Here is a 20,064-nt window from a genome sequence, read left to right on the forward strand (position 1 = left end):
GCCGACGTCTAGTGGCCGTCGCGGACGATCTCCACGGCGCGGGTGAGAATGCCCAGGCCGTGGGTGATCTCGTCATCGCTGACGGTCAGAGGTGGGAGCAGCTTCACGACTTCGTCGTTGGCGCCGGAGGTTTCGACCAGCAGGCCGTGCTCGAAGGCGACCTGGCAGACCTTCTCGGCCTGCGAGGCGTCCTCGAAGACCAGGCCGTGCACCAGCCCGCGGCCGCGGGTGGAGATGCCGGTGAAGGATTCGGTCAGCGCGACCAGGTGCTCGTGCACGCGCGCGCCCTTGGCCAGGGTGGCGAGCTGCAGGCGGTCGTCGGACCAGTAGTGGCGCAGCGCGACCTCGGCGGTGACGAAGGCCGCGTTGTTGCCGCGGAAGGTGCCGTTGTGCTCACCGGGCGCCCACTGGTCCAGGTCCCGGCGCATGAGCACCAGCGCCATGGGCAGGCCGTAGCCGCCGATCGACTTCGAGAGCGCGACGATATCGGGGGTGATGCCCGCGACCTCGAAGGAGAAGAACGGGCCGGTGCGGCCGCAGCCCATCTGCACGTCGTCGACGATGAGCAGAATGCCACGGGCCGAGCACAATTCGGACAGCTGCCGCAGCCATTCGGCGCGGGCCACATTGATCCCGCCCTCGCCCTGCACGGTCTCGACGATGACCGCGGCGGGCTTGTCCAGCCCGGACGAGCTGTCGTCGAGGGCGCGGCGCATCCACGAGAAGTCCTCGGGCTCATCCAGATAGCCGTCGTAGGGCATCGGGGTGGTGTGCACCAGCGGAACGCCCGCGCCGGCGCGCTTGGCGGCATTGCCGGTGACCGACAGCGCGCCCAGCGTCATCCCGTGGAAGGCGTTGGTGAAGTTCAGGACGGTGGTGCGGCCGGTGACCTTACGCGCCAGCTTGAGTGCGGCCTCGACGGCATTGGCTCCGGTCGGGCCGGGGAACTGAACCTTGTAGTCCAGCCCGCGCGGCACGAGCACCAGGTCGCGCATGGCCTCGAGCAGCCGGCGCTTGGCGACGGTGGACATGTCCAGGGCGTGGGTGATGCCGTCGCCGAGCAGGTAGTCGATCAGCGCCTGCTTGAGCAGCGGGTTGTTGTGGCCGTAGTTGAGCGCGCCTGCGCCGGCGAAGAAGTCGAGGTACTCCTTGCCGCTCTCGTCGGTGAGCCAGGCGCCGCTGGCGGTGTCGAACACCGTCGGCCAGGAACGGCAGTAACCACGCACATTGGATTCGAGAGCCTCGAAAACGTTCGTGTCGGCAATGGTCATCAGCGGTCCTAGCGTCGCAACTAAGTGAAACGCTGATGTTTCTATCACAGGAACCGAGCCGTGAACCCGTTTTCCCGCGAATCGGACGCGGATGCTCCGTGCGTGACGCGCACCGCAACAAACCGGCATCGAGCATAACTCGGTCCCGCACGAGGGGGCCACGCAACTCCATTGCAGGACAACGACCGCACCCGTAGTGTCAACCTCTTGTGCGCAGCGACGTGGGGGTCAACTGGCAGCTGGTCAAGGCAGGGTTTCGCAGGCAATCGCACTACCGGCTCGCCATGCTGGCGGGCCTGTTCACCAATCTCGTGTTCGGCTTCGTGCGGGCGGCCGTGCTCATGACGGCCGTGCGCGTGAACAGCGGATTCGGCGGCTACGACCGCGGGACCATCGGCGCCTACATCTGGCTGTCGCAGGGACTGCTGGGCGCCATCGCCTTCTGGACGCTGCCCGACATCGTCGAGCGCATCCGCACCGGGGACGTCGCCATCGACCTCCTGCGGCCCATCGACATCCAATTCGCGCACCTGGCCGAATATCTCGGCCGGGCGGCGTTCTCTCTGCTACCGCGCGGCATACCCAGCATTCTCGTCGGCGTGCTCACCTTCGGGCTCGCGTTCCCGGATACGCCGGGACCGTACGTGCTGGGCGCCCTCAGCCTGCTGCTGGCCATGACGCTGTCGTTCCTGTCCATGTTCGCGGTCAGCCTGGCCGGGTTCTGGCTCATCGAGACCCGCGGGCTGCGCGCCCTGCACATGATCCTGGGCACCTTCCTGGCCGGGCTGTTCGCGCCGGTGCACCTGTTTCCGAGCTGGCTGCGCGACATTGCCTACGCCACGCCATTCCCGTCCATGCTGCAGTGGCCCATCGATGTGCTGTCCGGTCGCACGGCCGGCAGGGATGCGGTGGAAATCGTTGTCGTGCAATGCTTCTGGTTGGCCGTGCTGGTGGGCGCCGGGCAGCTGCTACTGCGGGCCGGGCGCCGCAAACTGGAGGTGCAGGGTGGGTGAGGCACGTCCCTCCCGGCTGACGCCCTACCGTGCGGTGCTGGGTTCGCGGGTGCGCGCGCAACGCGCCTATCCGCTGTCCTTCGCCGCGGATGTGGTGAGCGCCTTCCTGATCGGGCTGGTGGAGTTCGCCGAGATGTGGGTGATCTTCCACAATGTGCCCCGACTGGGCGGGCTGGACCTGAACGCCATGCTGCTGCTGTTCGGCATGAGCAACACCTGTTTCGCCATCGCCGACATGGTGGTCGGGCACGCCGACACGCTCCCCACTTACATCCGGATGGGCAAGCTGGACGCCTTCTACCTGCGGCCGCAACCCCTGCTGCTGCAGCTCATGACCAGCGATATCCAGCTGCGCCGGGTGGCACGCATCGCGGTGGCCGCCACCGTGCTGTCATTCGGCCTGGCACGCAACGACATCCAGTGGACCCCGGCGCACCTGGTGCTGTTCGCCGTCACGGTGCTGTCCGGAATCGCCATCTTCGCCGGGCTCTTCGTGTGCGCGGCCGGGGCGCAGTTCTTCCTCATCGACGGCGCGGAGCTGACCAACGCCTTCACCTACGGCGGGTCGTACGCGTCCATGCAACCCACCTCGGTGTTCCCGGCACCGATGAAACTCGTGTTCGGATTTCTGGTTCCGGTCGCCTTCACCTCGTATCTGCCCGCCATCGCGCTGCTCGGGCTGTCCGGGCCCGCCCTGCTGCCGAGCTGGCTGGCCTGGGCGGCGCCGGTGGCGGCGGCGTGGGTGTGGGCGGCCGCGCTGTTCCTGTGGCGACTCGGGACCAGGCACTATCAAGGAGGCGGCGGGTGAACGGTGCCATCATCGACATCGAGGGCCTGACAAGGACTTTCGTGCTGAGCAAGAAGGACGGCCGCTGGCGGCGCCGGCGCGAGGTGCTCACCGCGGTGGACGATATGAGCTTCCGGGTCGAACCGGGCGCGGCGGTCGGATACATCGGTGCGAACGGGGCGGGCAAGTCCACCACCATCAAGATGATCACCGGCATCCTGGTGCCCTCGGCCGGTCGGCTGCGCACCTGCGGGCTGGACCCGGTGCGGCAGCGCCGCGAACTGGCCGGGCGGATCGGTGTGGTGTTCGGGCAGCGTTCGCAGCTGTGGTGGGATCTGCCACTGCGCGAATCGTTCTCGATCCTGGCCGCCATCCACCGGCTCACCCCGGCGGCGGCGCGCACCCGCACCGCCGAGCTCGTCGAGCAGCTGGAGATGGGCGGCACCCTCGACACCCCGGTCCGGCAGCTGTCGCTGGGCCAGCGCATGCGCGCGGAAGTCGCGGCGGCCCTGCTGCATTCACCCGAACTGGTCATTCTCGACGAACCGACCATCGGCCTGGATGTGCTGTCCAAGCAGCGATTACGCGAATTCCTGCGCTACGAGCGCACCCAGCGCGGCACCACCTTGCTGCTCACCACCCACGACATGGGCGATATCGAGCGGCTGTGCGAGCGGGTGCTGGTGGTGGACCACGGCCGGCTGGTCTACGACGGCTCGCTGACCGGCCTCGGCGCGACCGTCGGTGCGCAACGCGTGCTCACCGTCGATCTCGTCGAGCCCACCCCCGACCTGGCCGACCTGCCCGGCGCCAAACTGCTCGACAGTCAGGGCGCGGGCATGCGGCAGCGGCTGGCCTTCGACACCGAGATCACCACTGCCGCACAGCTGCTCACGGCAGTCTCGGCGCGCGCCGAGGTCCGCGACCTCTCCATCGAGGAACCCGATATCGAGGACGTGGTGCGGCGCCTCTACGAGGCCGCGGCGTCGGGCTCCCTCGCGCCCTGATCGAGCCGGAACGGCGGGTAGGCGTCGGTCATCAGGGACGCGTAGGCGCGCACCCGCAACGTCCAGCGGTTGACGCCCATGGCGAAGTCGTACAGGCCCCGCGGATACGCGCCGGTGAACAGCAGGCCGATGACGGCGACTATCAGCAGGATCGGCAGCAGTGACAGCTGATTGCGGCCGCCGCCCATGAACGCGGCGACGATCAGATACTGCGGAATCGCCAGCAGCCACCACTTGATCAAGACCATCCAGCGATTCAGTTGCTCGGGATAGTCGACTTCCAGATCAGCCGGGTAGTCCGGATCGGGTTGCAGGCTGAACGGCGGGTAGCGGTCGGTTCCCAGTTGCGAGAGCGCGTAGAAACGCACTCGCCAGCTCCAACGCAGCACGCCGACATTGAAATCGAAGAGCCCTCTCGGATACGAGCCGGTTATGAGGATCGCGAAGAAAGCGATGATGCTCACCACCAGATACGCGATGCTCAGGAAGATCAGCACAACATAGTGTGGAATGGCGAGTATCCACTTGACTATCCACATCCAGCGGGACAACCCCGGGTCGAGGTCTCCCCGCACACGCACCGGATAAGCGGGACTGGGCTGCATGTCCGTCACTCCTCTCGAGCGCGGCGGCCTCCATCCGACAGCCGCCGGAACAGCGGTGAGCCGTTGTTCACCGCAATGTTTCCCCGGCGACGCGAAGATCACATCTGCTTCTCACACATTGTGACCAGATTTGTAATAGCGCGCGCGACGGCGAGTTCCGCACACCACATCGACTTGTTTCGAATTGCGGCCCGGGGTCGGGTGTGCGACGTTGCTGACTATTCTCCATGTGCCCGGCCCGGGTCGGCACGACAGCTGATTTACGGGAGACCGAGTGAGAGTGCGTCCGGCGAAACTGTTGCCATCGGGTAACGTAAAGCTCACGCCGCCAATGGAATTGATCCGGCCACGCACTATCCGGGCTCGTCTGCGACGCATTCTGATCGTGTCGGTGGCGCTGGTGCTGGCGCTGCTGACGATCGTCATCACCCGCGAGGTGAACGACTACCGCGACACCGGGGACACCGCCCAGTCGGTCCATCTCGCGCTGGCGGTACAGGACCTGGTCCACGAGGTACAGCGCGAGCGCGGTCTCACCAATGGACTGCTCGGCGGCGACGCCGCGTCCCGCACGGCGCTCGGCAATCAGCGCCTGGCCACCGACAGCGCATTGCAGGAGCTCAACTCCACGCTGAACCAGCAGCCGCCGGGGGCCGATCTGGTGCGCACCGCGCTCCAGCAGTTCTCCGGGGTGACCGCCACGCGCGCCGATGTGGACGCCGGTCGCGCCGACCGGTCGGCCTCGTTCACCTTCTATACCAATGCGATCGGCACGCTGAACCAGGCGCGGCCCGGCCTCGATCACGCTCTCGACGGCCGGCTGTGGCGGGGGCTGCAGAGCCTCTACGCGCTCGGCGACGTCAAGGAGTTTACCGGTCAGGAACGCGGCTTCCTCAACGGTGTCTTCGCCGCGGGCGCGTTCGCACCGGGCGAGTACGTGAAGTTCCTCGATATCCGAGCCGCCAGACAGGCCGCCGTGACGGCCTTCGAACGCGATGCCACACCCGCGCAGCGTTCGCAGCTCTACACCGCGATGCGAACCGACGAGTCGGCGCGGGCGGGCGACGCGGAGACCATCGCCCTCGCCTCCGAGCGCGGTCCGATCACCGAATCGGTCAACCCCTCCGACTGGTGGCGCCAGATGAGCTCCATCATCGACGGCGAACGCACCGTCCAGCGCAATATCGGCGGCGAGATCACCTCCCGGGCAAGCGAACTGCGCCGCGACGCCGCCCTGCGCCTGTCCCTCTACGTGCTGGCCGCGCTGCTGGCCATCGCCGCCGAGGTGGCGCTGGTGGTCGCCACCGTGCGGGCGATCGTGCGGCCGCTGGCCGAGCTGGCCGAGGAGGCCGACCGGGTGGCCGGTAAACGACTGCCGCAGCTCATCGAAGCCTGGCAGACCTCCGAGGGCGCGGACCCGGACCCGCCCGAACCGGTGCACGCCGACGAGAGCGCGGGCGCCGAGATCGTGTCCGTGGCACGGGCTTTGGACCGGGTGCAGACCACCGCCTACGAACTCGCCTCCGCGCAGGCGCGGCTGCGCCGCAACAGCACCGAATCCATGGCCAACCTGGCGCGGCGCAATCAGAACCTGGTGCGCCGCCAGCTCGGGCTGATCAGCGAGTTCGAGCGGGAGGAGCTCGACCCCAGCACGCTGGCCAACCTCTTCGAGCTCGACCACCTGGCCACCCGCATGCGGCGCAATGCCGAGAGCCTGCTGGTGCTGGTCGGCGAGTCCAGCCCGCGCCGCTGGTCGAAACCCATTCCGCTGACCGACGTCATCCGCGCCGGTCTGTCCGAGGTCGACGACTACCGGCGGGTGGTGCTGCGCCGGGTGGACGAGATCTCCATCGCGGGCGCGCATGTCAGCGAGGTCGCGCACATGCTGGCCGAACTCATCGAGAACGGGCTGTCCTTCTCCCCGCCCGATCTGGAGGTGGAGATCTACGGCCGCCGGCTCGGCTCGCGCTACATGCTCGCCATCGTCGACCACGGCGTCGGCATGCCGCCCGACCAGCTCAGTACCGCCAATGCCCGCCTGCGTGGCGAAGCCGACTTCCTCGTCGCGCCCACCCGCTTCCTGGGCCACTACGTGGTCGGCCGGCTGGCCCGGCGCCTGGGCATCGAGGTCGAGCTCACCGTGTCCCCGACCAGTGGCGTGGTGGCCCGGCTGCTGCTGCCGGACGACCTGCTCGGCGACCCCGGCGCGGAGCTTCCCGCCCCGCCCGAGGATTCGAAACACGCTGCGGGCGCGCAGCTTCCGACGGTCGCCGACACCATGCCGGACCCGAAACCGGGCCGCCACAGCTCGGGGCACACCCCCGGCTCCGGCGACACGGAACGCCCGCAGCGTGCGACACCCCGCCACGACGACGTCGCCAATGGCGCATCCGCGAGCCCGAACTCGATCAAGCTCGTTCCGCTGCCCACCCCCACCCCGACCGTTGCGCCGCATACCCCGGCGGCCCCACCGCATGCCACCGCCGCCGAGCGTCTCTTCGGCGGGCCGACCACGGGTTCGTTCGCCATTCAGCCACCGGCGGCGGGGCCCCCGGCGGGCCTGGCTCCGGCGAGCTCACCGGGAGCGGCGACCGAGGTTTCGGGAGCTGTCCCGGAGGTGCAACGTACGCGAAACGGTCTCGTCAAGCGGAACCGGAAGACTCGCGAGAATCCGGGCGTCACACCGGGCGGCGCCCAACCGGCGGCCGCACGGCCGGCCGCCCCGCCGGTCGCGGACCGCTCACCCGACGAGATACGCAGCATGCTCGCCGGATTCCGGTCCGGCCATCAGCGCGGGCAGACCGGCGAACCGCCGCGGCCCGGATCGACAGCATAGGAGGACACCGGGTGACGACCCACTACACCGACACCGATCCGCACACTTTCAACTGGCTGCTGGCCGACTTCGTGCGTACCACCGACGGGGTGCGCGACGCCGTGGCGGTGTCCTCCGACGGACTACTCATGGCCATGTCCCAGGGCCTGGACCGGACCGCGGGCGACCGGCTCGCCGCCATCGTCTCCGGGCTCACCAGCCTGGGCCGAAGTGCCTCGCGCAGTTACGATTTCGACGGCCTGCGGCTGATCATGATCGAGATGGGGCGCGGATTCCTGCTGGTCTCGGCCATGAGCAATGGCAGCTGCATCGGCGTGATCGCCGACAACGGCGCCGATGTGGGCCTGGTCGGCTATCAGATGGCCGTGCTGGCCGACCGTGCCGGCGCGCTGCTGACCCCGGCCCTGATCACCGAATTGCGGGAGTCCTTGAGCCGATGAATGATTCGCATCGGCTGCCGGACGCACGCATGATCGCGCCCGGCCGCCCGCGCGGCTGGTCCGGTGCCGCCGCGTCCGAAAAACCCACGCGAGATACGAGATTGGCCGACGATGAGGAACAGGTGGTGCGACCGTTCATGATGACCTCGGGGCGCACCACGCCGGTAGTCGACGGCCTGCGCATCGAAACCCTGGTGCGCGCCACCCCCGCGGCCCTGTCCGCGCCGCTGCGGTTCGAGCTGGAACGGGTGGTGCGATTGTGCCAGCGCCCGCACTCCATCGCCGAAATCGGTGCGGCCCTGCGGGTTCCGATCGGGGTGGCGCGGGTGCTGGTGAGCGATCTGGTATCCGAAGGACACGTCTCGGTCGGCCGGACCGATGAACTCTCCACCGCTGCTCTGGAAAGGATCCGGGACCTTGTTCGGAACCTCTGACCCCGCCGACGTACCGCTGGCCTCCTCGGTGAAAATCGTGACCAGCGGTGGATTCGGCGTCGGCAAGACCACTTTCATCGGAGCGATCTCGGAGATCGAGCCGCTCGCCACCGAAGCCGCCATGACCGAAGTGTCGGTGGGACTGGACGATCCGGGCCTGGCCACCGGCAAGACCACCACCACCGTGGCCCTCGACTTCGGCCGCATCACCCTCGACCCCAGCCTGGTGCTCTACCTGTTCGGCACCCCCGGCCAGGAGCGATTCGAATTCCTCTGGGACGACCTGCTCGACGGCGCGCTCGGCGGCGTCATCCTGGTCGACACCGGCCGCGTCGAGGACTGCTACCCCGTGCTGGACTTCTTCGAGCAGCGCGGCACCCCGTTCGTGGTGGCGGTCAACCGCTTCGAGGCCGGACCGCGTTTCGCGCTCGACGAGGTCCGCGAGGCGCTGGACCTCTCGCCCACCATCCACCTCATGGATTGCGATGCCCGCGACCGGGAATCGGTGAAACTCGTCCTGGTGGCCCTGCTCGAGCAGATCCTCCAGGCCCGCCGGGCTCCCGCCCTGGCCGTCTGACAAAAAGATCGCCCCGGATGCGAACGCACCCGGGGCGATTGCCCGAAAACCCTTCGCTCTATTGCGAATTAACGGCCGAAGGATCCCGTCCACAGGGTGTTGAGCAGACCACCCAGGGCCGCACTACCGGTGTTCAGCACGCCGTTCAGCGCAGCGGAACCAGTCTGGATGATAACCGGGATCATGTTTCAACCTCTCTCTAGTGGACGCCGCCGTCCGGGATTTCCGTTCGGCGACCGGACCCACACTGCCGAGGGACACTGAGGCGAACCTTGTCGGTAGCTGAGAGGTCGCTAAGACGGGCTGTGCGGCCCGTCACAGGGAGAGGACCGTCCAGTTCCTACTGCGGCGGCGCCGCGCCCGCCGAATACAGGCTCACCTCGCCGTCCTCCCCCAGAAACGCGTTGACCAGCATCGTTCCGCTGGAACGTAATTCGTCGGGGTCCGGCGCGGCGATCGTGACGGAGACCTGCGGCAGCGCACCCCAGTTCACGACAAACCGATCGGGCGGTCCGTTGTCGCTGGACAGATGCGCGAGACGGAATACCGACACCGTCCGGCGAACAATCAGATTACGGACGACTTCGGCAATTCGCTCGGGGTCTTCCAGCGCGAACATGAAACCGAATCGCAGTTCCGGCGACGACGCATAGGCGGGCACGAATATCGAGGCTAACGGACTACGGCGCGTCGCGCCCTCGGCACGCCGCACAGGTAGCTATTCATAAGCCTCGGTAACCGTACCCGCCGGCGGGAAGCCTCGCCCCGGTCGAGCCCAGCACTCGAACCTGTCTCACACACCGCCCGCAGAGGTGTCGATCGGCCTTCAACCGCCGCGGCCATGTGACCGTCTTGTAATGCTGTATAACGATTTTCAGGCAGCTTCGCCGATCACGCGCCGGATGGTTGCGCCCCTCCGACTATCGCGCTTTCCTGAATATGTCCCGCATTATCGGACAGTCTTCTCATCGCATCGTCGCGGATTTCCCGGTTACTTCACCGTGTCGCTGGTGGTGGGCTGTTGCGTTCCGGGTGCGGGGCTGCGCCGGAGCCGAGGGGAGCCCCTCCCCGAAACCCCCTCGGCCCTGGCGCATCCACGCATGCGACGCCGAGGGTGGGAATCATGGCAATCGACTACACCGGAGCGGGTTTCGGGGCCGAGCTCCCATCGCCATCAACGCTGTTGCGCGCCTTCCGGGAACCGGTCAGCTCCGATCGTCGCGATCGCGACGTCCTCGAATCAGCCCACGAACTGGTGCGATGCCACGAGCGTCGATATCGCGCCCTGGACACCGCGCATGCCGCCGACGCCACCCCAGACGATGTCGCCGACAGCACCCACCGTGTCGACCGGATCGACGAGCGCCGGGCCGAACTGGTGGCCCGCATCGACGACTGGGTGGCGGTGAACATTCCGCACCGCGCCGGGGCCTCGTTGCACACCGAGACCCTCGGCGCGGTCATCGACCGGATGGCCGCGAAATGGGTTGCCGCACAACGGGCTCTGGGCAATACCGAGTCCGAGCCGACGCGGGCTCCGAAAGCAGGCGACGGGCGAGCGCGGCCCCACCATGGGGTGGAGAAGGAGACACACCGCGCGGTGGCGCATCGCATCAGCGAGGACCGGCCCCGCCGCGGGGTGGACACGGAGGCCCACCTGCAGTGGTACCGGCTCGCCGAGCTCGCCGACGGCTATCGGGATCTGATCACGGAGGTCGCCCAGCATCGCCGGCGACTGCCGACCTGGTGAGGAGCCCGACTCCGGGGGCTCTCGGGGGCTTCGCCCCCGCACCCCCGAGAGCTAACGCGGGTCGATGACCTCTGCGTCGATGACGTCGGAATCGGTCACGCGCTCGCTACGGACCGGCTTCGTCGCCGAATCATCCTGTGCGGGTGCGGATTCCGGGGCTTCGCCGACCTCGTCGTCGAGGTCGTCGGTCAGGTTCGCGGCGCGCTGGGCGGCCGCATCCTGCGCGGCAGCGGCGGCGGCCTCACGCATCTCGATGGCGTCGGTGATCCAGTCACCGATCTCGCGGGTCACCTCGGCGACGGTGCCGGTGATGATCGAGGCGATATTGCCGACGTGTCGTGCTCCCGACGACGTCAATTCCTGGATCAGATCCTTGTTGCTCTCGAATTTGGAAATCATTTACACGCCCACTTCGCTCGCCTGCCCCCGGCGCATCACGATAACACCGGCCTGTGCTGAATTCTTGACCAGGAACGGCGGCAGCGCCAGCTTGACCAGCTTCAACCACACGGAACCGATCTGCCGGGAGAAGCGTCCGGTGTTGTAGGGCAGGCCGTGCTTTTCGCACAGCGCCTTCACCTCGGGGGCGATTTCCGGGTACCGGTTGGCCGGCAGATCCGGGAACAGGTGGTGCTCGATCTGGTGCGACAGGTTGCCGGACATGATGTGGAAGAGCTTGCTGCCCTTGATATTGGCCGAGCCCAGCATCTGGCGCACGTACCACTCGCCCTGGGTCTCCTCGGCGCACTCCTCCTGGGTGAACGTCTGTACGCCGGTTGGGAAGTGGCCGCAGAAGATGATCGAGAACGTCCACAGGTTGCGCACGATATTGGCGGTGAAGTTGGCCGCCAGCGTGGACAGGAACAGCGGTCCGGTCAGCGCCGGAAAGACCACGTAGTCCTTGAGCACCTGCCGGCTGGCCTTGCGCCACTGGCCCTTGACCAGCGTCTTGACCTCCTGCCAGGACTTCTTGCCCCGGACGATGTTCTCGATCTCGAGGTCGTGGCCCATAACGCCCCACTCGAACGCGACCATCAGCGCGAAGGCGTAGAGCGGGTTGCCCAGCCGCAGCACGTTCCAGCTCTGCGCCTCGTCCACGCGCAGGATGCCGTAACCGATGTCGCGGTCCATGTCGAGGATGTTGGTATAGGTGTGGTGCATGTAGTTGTGCGAGTGCCGCCACTGGTCGCCAGGGCAGACCGTATCCCATTCGAAGACACGGGAATTCAGGGTCGGCTCACGCATCCAGTCCCACTGGCCGTGCATGACGTTGTGGCCGATCTCCATATTGTCGAGAATCTTCGACGCGCTCAGCGCGGCCACGCCGGCCAGCCAGAACGGCGGCAGGAAGCCCAGGTAGAGCAGGCCGCGGCCGGCGATCTCCAGGCCGCGCTGAACCTTGATGACCTGGTAGATGTACTCGCGGTCCCGGTCGCCCAGGTCCGCGGTGATGCGGGCGCGCAGCGCGTCGAGCTCGCGGCCGATCTCCTCGACCTGATCGACGCTGAGCACCAGCGGGCCCTCGGTGGTTTCGGTGAGGATCGCCATGATCCCTCCTGTTCAGATGGCAGAAATGAGTCAGAGAGCGAGGTCGACGTCCCCGACGGGGGCGTTGATGCAGATCTGGATGGGCTGGTCCGGGTCGCTGTCGAGCTCCCCGGTGCGCAGGTTGCGGGTGCAGCCGCTGCGCTTGACGGCCGTGCAGGAGAAGCAGATGCCCATGCGGCAGCCGTACGCCGGGCTCAGGCCCGCGGATTCGGCCTGCTCGAGCAGGCTCGCACCGGTGTTCTCGGCGACCACGCCGCTGCCGGAGAAGGTCACCTTGCCCTCGGCGTCGGCCGGGTCCACGACCGCGGTGGTGAGGGTGAACTCCTCGCTGTGCAGCCGATCGCCGAGCTGTTCGGCCTCGTAGACGGTGCGCACCGCGGCCATCAGGCCGGGCGGTCCGCACAGGTAGGTCGGCGCGGACGGGAACCAGGGCGCGAGGGACTCCAGCTCGTCGTAGCCGAAGTGGGCGTCGCGCTGGGTCTCCGGGTAGCGGAATTCGATGCGGACATTGCCGTGCTGCATGGCGATCGCCTCGAGTTCCTGGCGATGCGGCACCCATTCCGGAGAACGGTTGTAATGCAGGAACAGGATGCGGCCGCGGTAGCCCTCGTTGGCGAGGGTGCGCAGCATGGACAGCACCGGCGTGATGCCGCTGCCGCCGCTGATCAGCACGATCTGCTCGGGCCGCGGCTCGGGCAGGTGGAACACGCCGGCGGCGGGCTCCAGGTCCACCACCATGCCGGGAATCGCGTTCTCGTGCAGGTGGTTCGAGACCAGGCCGTGCGGGTGGGCCTTGACGGTGAGTTCGATGTGCCGGTCACGGCGCCCCTCGGCATTGACCGGCGAATAGCAGCGGGTGTGGCGGACGCCGTCGATCACGACGCCGATCTGCACGTATTGGCCCGCCACGTGCCCGGACCACTGCCGGGCGGGCTTGAGGGTGAGGGTGACCGAGCCGACCGCGCTGCGCCGCACGTGGGTGATCTCCGCGCGCATCGAGCGCCGGGTCAGGGTCGGGCGCACCAGCTCGAGGTAGCGATCCAGCGGGTGCGGGGTGGTCATTGTCTTCTGCACCAGGTCGAGTAGTCCGACCATGTGAGCCTCCTGTCGCGTCGCCGGGCTGAGCGACGCCTCTTCGCAGTCGATGCGCCTCCGGCGTGACCTCGATGTCATACCGGACCCCGATGGATTTCGGTGCACATCTGTACACTGAAATAGTGTGCCGGGCGAAGCCACTCCAGTTCAACCGGCAGTTCGTGTGACCCACACGACATCTTGCGAATGGAACGAATGTGAACGCATGTATGGTGATCGAGATGAGCGAGCAGGCAGCTACCCGAGTAGAGCGCAAGGAGCGCACCCGCGCGGCGCTACTCGACGGCACCCTCGCCCTGGCCGCGGACCGCGGCTTCGCCGCCCTGTCCCTGCGTGAGATCGCACGCTCGGCCGGCATCGTGCCCACCGCGTTCTACCGGCACTTCACCTCACTCGACGAACTCGGCACCACGCTGGTCGAAGAAGGCGTGCGTCAATTGCGCTTGGCGCTACGGGAAATGCGGCGCACCCCGAACCCGACGCTGGCGCAGACCGTGCGCTTCGTCTTCGACCAGGTCGAGGGCAAACGCGATCTGTGGGGCTTCCTGATTCGCGAACGCCACGGCGGCTCGGCCGCGCTGCGCGGGGCCATCGCGGTCGAAATGCAGCTCATCGAACGGGAATTGGTGGTCGACCTGTCCCGGGTGCGGGCGCTGGACGCATGGTCGCCCGATGATCTGGAGCTGGCCGCGGATCTCATCGTGTCCACGGTCGCCGACCGGATCGCCGACTACCTGATGGCCGAATCCCGGGAGAGCGTGCGGACCGTGGAGCGTGCGGTGCTGCAGGTGCGGCTCATCGCGCTCGGCATGGGTGCGTGGCGGCCCTCATAGGTGTGCTTCGTCCCTGAAATCAGCGGCCGCGCACATCATCTCCGCGCACCGGCAACAATAGCATCAGGCCGACGATCAAGACGAGTAGCAGGCCAACGATTCCCGCCCGCTCGGCGTCGAACGCCCAGACGAAGAAGCCGAAAAGGGTTGGGGCCAGGAAGGATACGGCGCGACCCGTGGTGGCGTAGAGCCCGAACATCTGACCCTCGCGGCCGGGCGGGGACACCCGGGCCAGGAACGAGCGTGCGGAAGCCTGTGCGGGGCCGACGAATACGGTCAGCGCCAGGCCGAAGATCCAGAACATGAGCGGACCGGACAGCACCAGCAGGAACGCTCCACACACGATCATGCCCGCCAGCGAGGTGACGATCACCGCCTTCGGGCCGGTGCGGTCGTCGAACCGGCCGCCGACCAGCGCGCCCAGGGCCGCAACCACATTCGCGGCAATGCCGAACAGCAGCACATCCGAGTCCGCGATGCCGTACACCCGCACCGCCAGGATCGCGCCGAAGGTGAACACCCCGGCCAAGCCGTCCCGGAACACCGCGCTGGCCAGCAGGAACGCCACGGTGCGCCGATCGACGCGCCACAGTTCCCGGATGTCGCGCAAGAGCACCCCGTACGAGCGCAGGAACGACCGGCCCCGCACCGCCGCACCGGGGTCGGCCATGGTGCGCGGCACCTCGGGAACGAACAGGAACAGCGGCACCGCGAATCCGGCGAACCAGACCGCCGCCAGCACCGCGACCAGGCGGATGTTCAGCCCGTCCTCGATCGGCACGCCGAGCAGTCCGCGATAGTCGCCCTTGCCCGCGATGAAGCCGGCATAGCTGATCAGCAACAGGATGATCCCGCCGAAATAGCCCATGGCCCAGCCGAACCCGGACACCCGCCCGACATTGGCGGGCGTGGACACCTGCCGCAGCATGGCGAAGTACGGCACATGCGAGAGCTCGAACGTCGCCGAACCCACGCCCAGCAGGGCCAATCCCAGCCACAGGTAGTGGTAGTCGGCATGCACGAAGAACATGGCCGCCATCACCAGCACCGTCAGCGAGGTCAGCAGTCCCAGCGCCAGCTTGCGTCTGGCGGTGGCGTCGAACCACTGCCCGGCCACCGGCGCGGTCACCGCCACCACCAGCCCCGCCGCTCCCAGCGCCCACCCGAGCCAGGCACTGGGCGAGATCCCGCCCGGCAGATCCTTGCCCACCTTGTCGGTCAGATACACCGAGAACACGAAGGTCAGGATCACCGCGTTGAACGCCGCGCCCGCCCAGTCCCAGAACCCCCACGCCAGCACCGTCGCCCGCCCGGTCGCCTGACCCACGGTGACGTCTCCCGAGCGCTCGCTCATGCAGCGCAGACTAGGCGACCCCACTGCCCTCCCGCGCGACATCCGCGCACCCCGCGCGTCACGCACATGCGAGAACCGCTCAGGCCCAGGCGCGGTCGTCGATCGTGAGGGTTCGGCCGTGGGCCTGCTCGACGTGTTCGGACCAGGGGCGATGGCGCTCTTCGGTCGTCATGGACAGCAGGGCGTGGAGTTTGTCCCAGGCTTCGGGGTCGGACGGCGTCCAGACCTGCATCCACGCGCCGGCGATGGAGGGCAGGGACATGCTGGTCATGTACATCTCGAGTTCGCCGACGGCGAGGTTGCGGATGATGCGGGTGCGGCCCAGCGGGAGGGCGACGTCGTTACGTGCCCAGAGTTCCGCGAAATGCGGGCTCGCCGAGACCATGTCGTCGATGAATTCCACCCATTCGGGGTCGCCGAGGTTGCGGGCGTACGCGGCGCGCAGGTAGCCGACCATGCGGGCCAGGTGGTCCGGCTCCGAGTGGGGCGGGTAGGGCGTGCAGCACTCGTCGGCCAGGAAGACCTTGCGCAGCACGTTCCGGGAGCCGCTCATGAACATCGGATACATCGTCGAGTAGGCGGTATTGCAGGCCAGCACATCGTATTTGGCGCTGAACAGGGCGGCGGGCAGCGGATGCATGTGGTCGAGGATTATCTGCACCTCCTCGGGCACCAACTCCTCGGTGATCGGCGTCGGCGCGGTCGGAACGTCGGCGAGCCGGTACAGGTGCGCGTGCTCCGCGCCGTCCAGGCACAGCGCCCGGGCGATCGCATCCAGCACCTGGACACTGCAATTGATGTCGCGCCCCTGCTCGAGCCAGGTGTACCAGGTGATCCCCACCCCCGCCAGCTGCGCCACCTCCTCACGCCGCAGCCCCGGAGTGCGCCGGCGCGCGCCCGCGGGCAGGCCGACGTCCTCCGGGCGGATGCGCGCCCGCCGCGACTTCAGGAAGGTCGACATCTCCTCGCGCCGGGTCTTGCGCACCGACCGCGAATTGCCATTGCGCACGGCCGCTTCCGTGATTGTCTCGACGCCGTTGAAACCCGAGGCTGACACCATCACTCCATGGTGACGGTATTCGCTAGGGGTATCCAGGTGGTGCCAGTACCCGTATAGACAGACTCCTGTCCGCCGCTTCGGCCGCCGCGCACGCTGATTCCCATGACACAGAGCCTGACCCAGTCTCCACCCGCGGCGGCTCCCGCCCCGGTAGCCGTCCGACGTCCCCTCGCAGTCCTGACCGTCATCCTGCTCGGCCAGTTCATGGCGGTACTCGACGCCTCCATCGTGAACGTCGCCATCCCCTCCATCCGAACCTCCCTGCACGCCACCGGTTCCGGGCTGCAGCTCATCGTCTCCGGATACGTGATCGCGTACGCGGTGCTCCTGGTCACCGGCGCGCGGCTGGGTGACCGGTTCGGGCAGCGCACCCTGTTCGTCACCGGGCTGGCGCTGTTCACCCTCGCCTCGCTGGCATGCGGGCTGGCCTGGAGCTCCGGGGCGCTCATCGTCTTCCGGTTCCTGCAGGGCGTCGGATCGGCGGCCATGGTGCCGCAGGTGATGACCATCCTGCAGCGCTCCTTCACCGGACCCGCCCGGGCACGGGCGCTGTCGGCCTACGCGACCGTCATCTCCGGCGGCATGGTCGTCGGCCAGATCCTCGGCGGCCTCATCGTGAGCAGCGATATCGCCGGAACCGGCTGGCGCGGTGTGTTTCTGGTGAACGTGCCGATCGGCCTGGCACTGCTCGCCGCCACCCCGCGCATCCTGCCGGCCGTCACGACCGGCGTGGACCGCAAGCTCGACCTGGCCGGTCTGGCCGTCCTGACCGGCTCGGTCCTGGCGCTGGTCGTGCCGCTGGTGCTCGGGCACGAACAGGATTGGCCGCTGTGGACCCGAATCACCCTGGGCGCGTCCGCTTTCGGCTTCGCCGCCTTCGCCCTGGTCGAGCGCTGGGTGCACCTCCGCGGCGGGGAACCGCTCTTCGCCGACCGCGTGCTACGGGCCCCCGGCCTGGTGCTCACCGCGGCCACCCTGTTCCTGGTCATGTGCACCTTCGGCGGCTGGGTCTTCGTCCTCACCATCCATCTCCAGTCCACCCTCGGCTACAGCGCTCTGCACGCCGGACTCCTGTTCCTCCCCAATGGCGTGACGTTCGGCCTGGTGAGCCTGAATTGGACCCGCATCCCCGCCCGCCTCCACCGCGCGATGATCCCCACCGGCCTGCTGGTCGCCGCCCTGACCACCATCGTCATGGGCCTGCAGATGCGCGGCGGCCGCGACATCGGCCCGCTCGAACTGACCGTCTTCGGCGTGATGGGCATCGGCTACGGCCTCGCCTTCAGCCCCCTCATGGCCCGCGCCACCAGCAAGATCCCCCTGGCCCTCGCCGCCGACGCCAGCGGCATCCTCGTCACCTGCGTCCAATTGGGCGTCGTGATCGGCGTGGCTGCCTTCGGCACCGCATTCCTCACCCTCGCCGGTTCCACCGCCCTCTCCGCTGCCCACGCCGTCGGCGCCACCGCCACGGCCGAGGGCATCACCCTCCTGGTCGCCGCGGCCCTCGCGGTCAGGGCCGCCCGCTGACCGCTCAGGATTCGAATCAGCGGTCGACGAAGCCGGATTCGTAGGCCAGGATCACGGCCTGGGTGCGATCCCGGGCGTCGAGTTTGGTGAGGATGCCACTGACGTGGGTCTTGACGGTCTCGGCTCCGATGTGGAGTTGGTCGGCGATTTCCCGGTTCGACAGTCCGCGGGTCATCAGCAGGAGGACGGTTTCCTCACGGTCGGTGAGGCCGGCGCGAACGAGTTGCTCACGGGCGCGGGGATTCCCGCGCCCGTGAGCGAGCGCGCGGACGGCGGCGGGGTACAGCAGCGAATCCCCGGTTGCGACAGTCCGTACCGCGTTGGCGATTTCGGCGGGACGGGCTCGTTTGAGAAGGAATCCGTCGGCGCCGGCGCGCAGGGCGGCGTAGACGTAATCGTCGTTCTCGTACGTGGTGATCACCAGGATCTTCGGTGGCCGCGCGGTGGAACGCAGGATGGCACGGGTGGTCTCGATGCCGTCCATCAACGGCATTCGCACATCCAAGGCGATCACATCGGGATTCAGCTGTCTGCACAGCGAAACGACGGCTACGCCGTCGGCGGCCTCGCCGATCACCTCGATGTCGGGCTGGGCATCGAGGATCGCGCGCAGGCCCGCGCGAGCGAGTGGTTCATCGTCGACGAGCAGGACTGTCACAGGCATTCGATCACCTCCGGACCTGGATCGGTAGCTCGACTCGTACCTGCCACCTGCCGTCCTCGGCACCGAGCCGCACCGATCCGCCCAGCAGTTCGGCACGCTCGCGAATGCCGTGGAGCCCGGTTCCGACGCCGGCGGAGATCGGGCCGATCAGCTCGTTGGCGATATCGAGGTCGAGCCGGTCCGGCCCGGACAAGACCCGAACCTCGATCGGCACCCGTCCAGCGTGACGCATGGCATTGGTAATGGCCTCCTGCAGAATTCGGTAGCCCTCCCGCGAGACCGGACCCGGAATCCGGTGCAGCGGACCGATTACGACTGCGTCGACCGTCGCACCGGCGGACCGGGCTGCTTCGAACAGCCGTTCGGCGTCCGCGAGGGTCGGTCTTTCATGGATCGGACGGTGTGGCTCGCGCAGCACGAGCAGGACCCGATCCAGATCCTCGAGTGCGGCCCGCCCGGTGTCCTCGATGGCGGTCAGGGCGCGCTCGGTGAACTCGGGGTCACCGGTCGCGCGCGCGGCACCAGCCTGCAGGACCGCGGCGGTCAGGGCGTGGCCGATCGAATCGTGCAGTTCGCGTGCGATCCGATTGTGTTGCAGCAGTTGCTCGGTGCTCTCCTCCAGGGCTCGCAGCCGCTGCGCCGCGGACGGCGCCAGCAGCGTGCGTGCCGCGGCGGTGACCAGGTCGCCCAGGCCGATGACAACGATGCCGAGCAGGGCGATGGTCAGCGGTATCAGCAGCCCGAACCACCAGTGCGGGTGCATGATTCGGATGATGGCGTCGTGGGCGGGCGGGCTCCCGGTCGCCGCGCGCACCAGGTCCCGGGTGAGCAGTACGACCGGCACACATGTCTCCAGCAGGATCGCGCTCAGTCCGAGCCGGACTTCCAGCCACAGCACGGTCCGCCATCGATCCGACCGGTCCACCGAACGGGCGGCCGTGATCGAACGTTGGGGCCCACCGTGTTCGCGGTGGATCAAAAACAGCTGTGCCTGCAGACCCTCCGCCAAGCGTGTCGCGGGAATCAGCCCGACCGGTACGGCGAGCGCCGCAGGCAGGTACCAGTGGGTGCGATCGATGTACAGCCACACTGCCACCAGGGCGAGCGGCAGCGCCAGATGCAGCCCGCGCGAGTACGTCACCGGATCGGAAAGGCGTGACGCGACCGAACTGATCATGGCTTCATCGTGCCAGCCGCCTTCCGGGGCTCGGCTCCCCCGAATTGGGGAGACGATTCACCCGGCAGCGGGAGGACACAGCCGCG

20 protein-coding genes are annotated in these 20,064 nt (G+C 67.9%); 10 read left to right on the forward strand and 10 right to left on the reverse strand.

Translation table 11 applies throughout. The annotated features are described in order from the left end of the window. Positions 1-8 precede the first annotated feature (8 nt). The gene (gene ectB, locus ACFXHE_RS13245; RefSeq protein WP_379382742.1) at positions 9-1,271 is read right to left on the reverse strand and encodes a diaminobutyrate--2-oxoglutarate transaminase; all 1,263 of its coding nucleotides are present in this window, start codon (positions 1,269-1,271) and stop codon (positions 9-11) included. A 209-nt stretch (positions 1,272-1,480) separates the two neighbouring features. Here ectB and ACFXHE_RS13250 point away from each other — a divergent pair, with 209 nt between their 5' ends. The 3 genes from ACFXHE_RS13250 to ACFXHE_RS13260 all read left to right on the forward strand — a co-directional run bounded on the left by ACFXHE_RS13250 (position 1,481) and on the right by ACFXHE_RS13260 (position 4,078). After that, positions 1,481-2,284, forward strand: a complete 804-nt coding sequence (locus ACFXHE_RS13250; RefSeq protein WP_379382744.1) for an ABC transporter permease — start codon at positions 1,481-1,483, stop codon at positions 2,282-2,284. Then, entirely contained in the window at positions 2,277-3,092 is an 816-nt protein-coding gene (locus tag ACFXHE_RS13255) for an ABC transporter permease (protein ID WP_379382746.1), read from the forward strand. Before ACFXHE_RS13250 ends, ACFXHE_RS13255 begins: the two co-directional genes overlap by 8 nt. 104 nt (positions 3,093-3,196) lie before the next feature. Then, the gene (locus ACFXHE_RS13260) at positions 3,197-4,078 is read left to right on the forward strand and encodes an ATP-binding cassette domain-containing protein (protein ID WP_379382858.1); all 882 of its coding nucleotides are present in this window, start codon (positions 3,197-3,199) and stop codon (positions 4,076-4,078) included. Here the strand turns inward: ACFXHE_RS13260 and ACFXHE_RS13265 are convergent. After that, on the reverse strand, positions 4,042-4,683 hold the full coding sequence (locus ACFXHE_RS13265; protein WP_379382747.1) for a DUF4389 domain-containing protein: 642 nt from the start codon (positions 4,681-4,683) through the stop codon (positions 4,042-4,044). The genes ACFXHE_RS13260 and ACFXHE_RS13265 overlap by 37 nt on opposite strands. 385 nt (positions 4,684-5,068) lie before the next feature. Here ACFXHE_RS13265 and ACFXHE_RS13270 point away from each other — a divergent pair, with 385 nt between their 5' ends. From ACFXHE_RS13270 to ACFXHE_RS13285, 4 genes are read left to right on the forward strand one after another with little or no spacing between them, the layout of a single operon-like run. Beyond that, positions 5,069-7,519, forward strand: a complete 2,451-nt coding sequence (locus ACFXHE_RS13270; RefSeq protein ID WP_379382749.1) for a nitrate- and nitrite sensing domain-containing protein — start codon at positions 5,069-5,071, stop codon at positions 7,517-7,519. 11 nt (positions 7,520-7,530) lie between these two features. After that, entirely contained in the window at positions 7,531-7,959 is a 429-nt protein-coding gene (locus ACFXHE_RS13275) for a roadblock/LC7 domain-containing protein (protein ID WP_354834451.1), read from the forward strand. Next, the gene (locus ACFXHE_RS13280; protein WP_379382751.1) at positions 7,956-8,393 is read left to right on the forward strand and encodes a DUF742 domain-containing protein; all 438 of its coding nucleotides are present in this window, start codon (positions 7,956-7,958) and stop codon (positions 8,391-8,393) included. Before ACFXHE_RS13275 ends, ACFXHE_RS13280 begins: the two co-directional genes overlap by 4 nt. A gap of 16 nt (positions 8,394-8,409) precedes the next feature. Then, positions 8,410-8,970 carry an ATP/GTP-binding protein gene (locus ACFXHE_RS13285; protein WP_354835302.1) on the forward strand — a complete coding sequence of 187 codons (561 nt, stop codon included), beginning with the start codon at positions 8,410-8,412 and terminating at the stop codon, positions 8,968-8,970. A 340-nt stretch (positions 8,971-9,310) separates the two neighbouring features. On the opposite strand, the gene ACFXHE_RS13290 is transcribed toward ACFXHE_RS13285, so the two are convergent. Further along, positions 9,311-9,631: a hypothetical protein gene (locus ACFXHE_RS13290; RefSeq protein WP_354834445.1), complete on the reverse strand. Its 321-nt coding sequence runs from the start codon at positions 9,629-9,631 to the stop codon at positions 9,311-9,313. A gap of 462 nt (positions 9,632-10,093) precedes the next feature. Between ACFXHE_RS13290 and ACFXHE_RS13295 the strand changes: the two genes are divergently transcribed. Further along, positions 10,094-10,720, forward strand: a complete 627-nt coding sequence (locus ACFXHE_RS13295; protein WP_379382753.1) for a DUF4254 domain-containing protein — start codon at positions 10,094-10,096, stop codon at positions 10,718-10,720. 51 nt (positions 10,721-10,771) lie between these two features. Here ACFXHE_RS13295 and ACFXHE_RS13300 read toward each other — a convergent pair whose 3' ends face one another. From ACFXHE_RS13300 to ACFXHE_RS13310, 3 genes are read right to left on the reverse strand one after another with little or no spacing between them, the layout of a single operon-like run. Continuing rightward, positions 10,772-11,119, reverse strand: coding sequence for a hypothetical protein (locus ACFXHE_RS13300; protein ID WP_379382755.1), 348 nt, complete (start codon positions 11,117-11,119; stop codon positions 10,772-10,774). Beyond that, the gene (locus ACFXHE_RS13305; protein ID WP_379382757.1) at positions 11,120-12,268 is read right to left on the reverse strand and encodes a fatty acid desaturase family protein; all 1,149 of its coding nucleotides are present in this window, start codon (positions 12,266-12,268) and stop codon (positions 11,120-11,122) included. Positions 12,269-12,298: 30 nt separating this feature from the next. Further along, positions 12,299-13,363, reverse strand: coding sequence for a ferredoxin reductase (locus ACFXHE_RS13310; RefSeq protein ID WP_379382758.1), 1,065 nt, complete (start codon positions 13,361-13,363; stop codon positions 12,299-12,301). Positions 13,364-13,584: 221 nt separating this feature from the next. Between ACFXHE_RS13310 and ACFXHE_RS13315 the strand changes: the two genes are divergently transcribed. Then, a complete protein-coding gene (locus ACFXHE_RS13315; RefSeq protein ID WP_379382760.1) occupies positions 13,585-14,196 on the forward strand; it encodes a TetR family transcriptional regulator in 612 nt (203 codons plus the stop codon). Between the two features lie 19 nt (positions 14,197-14,215). Here the strand turns inward: ACFXHE_RS13315 and ACFXHE_RS13320 are convergent, their stop codons facing one another. Both ACFXHE_RS13320 and ACFXHE_RS13325 read right to left on the reverse strand, forming a co-directional pair. Next, on the reverse strand, positions 14,216-15,550 hold the full coding sequence (locus ACFXHE_RS13320) for an MFS transporter (RefSeq protein WP_379382762.1): 1,335 nt from the start codon (positions 15,548-15,550) through the stop codon (positions 14,216-14,218). 79 nt (positions 15,551-15,629) lie between these two features. Continuing rightward, positions 15,630-16,610 (reverse strand): helix-turn-helix transcriptional regulator, encoded by a 981-nt coding sequence (locus ACFXHE_RS13325; RefSeq protein WP_379382764.1) that lies wholly within the window; start codon positions 16,608-16,610, stop codon positions 15,630-15,632. A gap of 102 nt (positions 16,611-16,712) precedes the next feature. On the opposite strand from ACFXHE_RS13325, the gene ACFXHE_RS13330 reads away from it, so the two are divergent. Beyond that, a complete protein-coding gene (locus ACFXHE_RS13330; RefSeq protein ID WP_379382766.1) occupies positions 16,713-18,137 on the forward strand; it encodes an MFS transporter in 1,425 nt (474 codons plus the stop codon). Positions 18,138-18,153: 16 nt separating this feature from the next. On the opposite strand, the gene ACFXHE_RS13335 is transcribed toward ACFXHE_RS13330, so the two are convergent. Together ACFXHE_RS13335 and ACFXHE_RS13340 are read right to left on the reverse strand one after the other, a co-directional pair. Next, entirely contained in the window at positions 18,154-18,801 is a 648-nt protein-coding gene (locus tag ACFXHE_RS13335; RefSeq protein ID WP_379382768.1) for a response regulator, read from the reverse strand. A gap of 4 nt (positions 18,802-18,805) precedes the next feature. After that, positions 18,806-19,978, reverse strand: a complete 1,173-nt coding sequence (locus tag ACFXHE_RS13340; protein WP_379382770.1) for a sensor histidine kinase — start codon at positions 19,976-19,978, stop codon at positions 18,806-18,808. Positions 19,979-20,064: the final 86 nt, after the last annotated feature.

It is taken from the genome of Nocardia sp. NPDC059229 (genome assembly GCF_042754165.1).
Classification (GTDB): Bacteria; Actinomycetota; Actinomycetes; order Mycobacteriales; family Mycobacteriaceae; genus Nocardia.

Excerpts from the sequence above, each read along its gene's own strand:
- ACFXHE_RS13310 (WP_379382758.1), bottom strand. The coding sequence starts at position 13,363 with ATGGTCGGACTACTCGACCTGGTGCAGAAGACAATGACCACCCCGCAC.
- ectB (WP_379382742.1), bottom strand. The coding sequence starts at position 1,271 with ATGACCATTGCCGACACGAACGTTTTCGAGGCTCTCGAATCCAATGTG.
- ACFXHE_RS13335 (WP_379382768.1), bottom strand. The coding sequence starts at position 18,801 with ATGCCTGTGACAGTCCTGCTCGTCGACGATGAACCACTCGCTCGCGCG.
- ACFXHE_RS13315 (WP_379382760.1), top strand. The coding sequence starts at position 13,585 with ATGAGCGAGCAGGCAGCTACCCGAGTAGAGCGCAAGGAGCGCACCCGC.
- ACFXHE_RS13300 (WP_379382755.1), bottom strand. The coding sequence starts at position 11,119 with ATGATTTCCAAATTCGAGAGCAACAAGGATCTGATCCAGGAATTGACG.
- ACFXHE_RS13330 (WP_379382766.1), top strand. The coding sequence starts at position 16,713 with ATGACACAGAGCCTGACCCAGTCTCCACCCGCGGCGGCTCCCGCCCCG.
- ACFXHE_RS13305 (WP_379382757.1), bottom strand. The coding sequence starts at position 12,268 with ATGGCGATCCTCACCGAAACCACCGAGGGCCCGCTGGTGCTCAGCGTC.
- ACFXHE_RS13320 (WP_379382762.1), bottom strand. The coding sequence starts at position 15,550 with ATGAGCGAGCGCTCGGGAGACGTCACCGTGGGTCAGGCGACCGGGCGG.
- ACFXHE_RS13325 (WP_379382764.1), bottom strand. The coding sequence starts at position 16,610 with ATGGTGTCAGCCTCGGGTTTCAACGGCGTCGAGACAATCACGGAAGCG.
- ACFXHE_RS13265 (WP_379382747.1), bottom strand. The coding sequence starts at position 4,683 with ATGCAGCCCAGTCCCGCTTATCCGGTGCGTGTGCGGGGAGACCTCGAC.
- ACFXHE_RS13260 (WP_379382858.1), top strand. The coding sequence starts at position 3,197 with ATGAGCTTCCGGGTCGAACCGGGCGCGGCGGTCGGATACATCGGTGCG.
- ACFXHE_RS13295 (WP_379382753.1), top strand. The coding sequence starts at position 10,094 with ATGGCAATCGACTACACCGGAGCGGGTTTCGGGGCCGAGCTCCCATCG.
- ACFXHE_RS13340 (WP_379382770.1), bottom strand. The coding sequence starts at position 19,978 with ATGATCAGTTCGGTCGCGTCACGCCTTTCCGATCCGGTGACGTACTCG.
- ACFXHE_RS13280 (WP_379382751.1), top strand. The coding sequence starts at position 7,956 with ATGAATGATTCGCATCGGCTGCCGGACGCACGCATGATCGCGCCCGGC.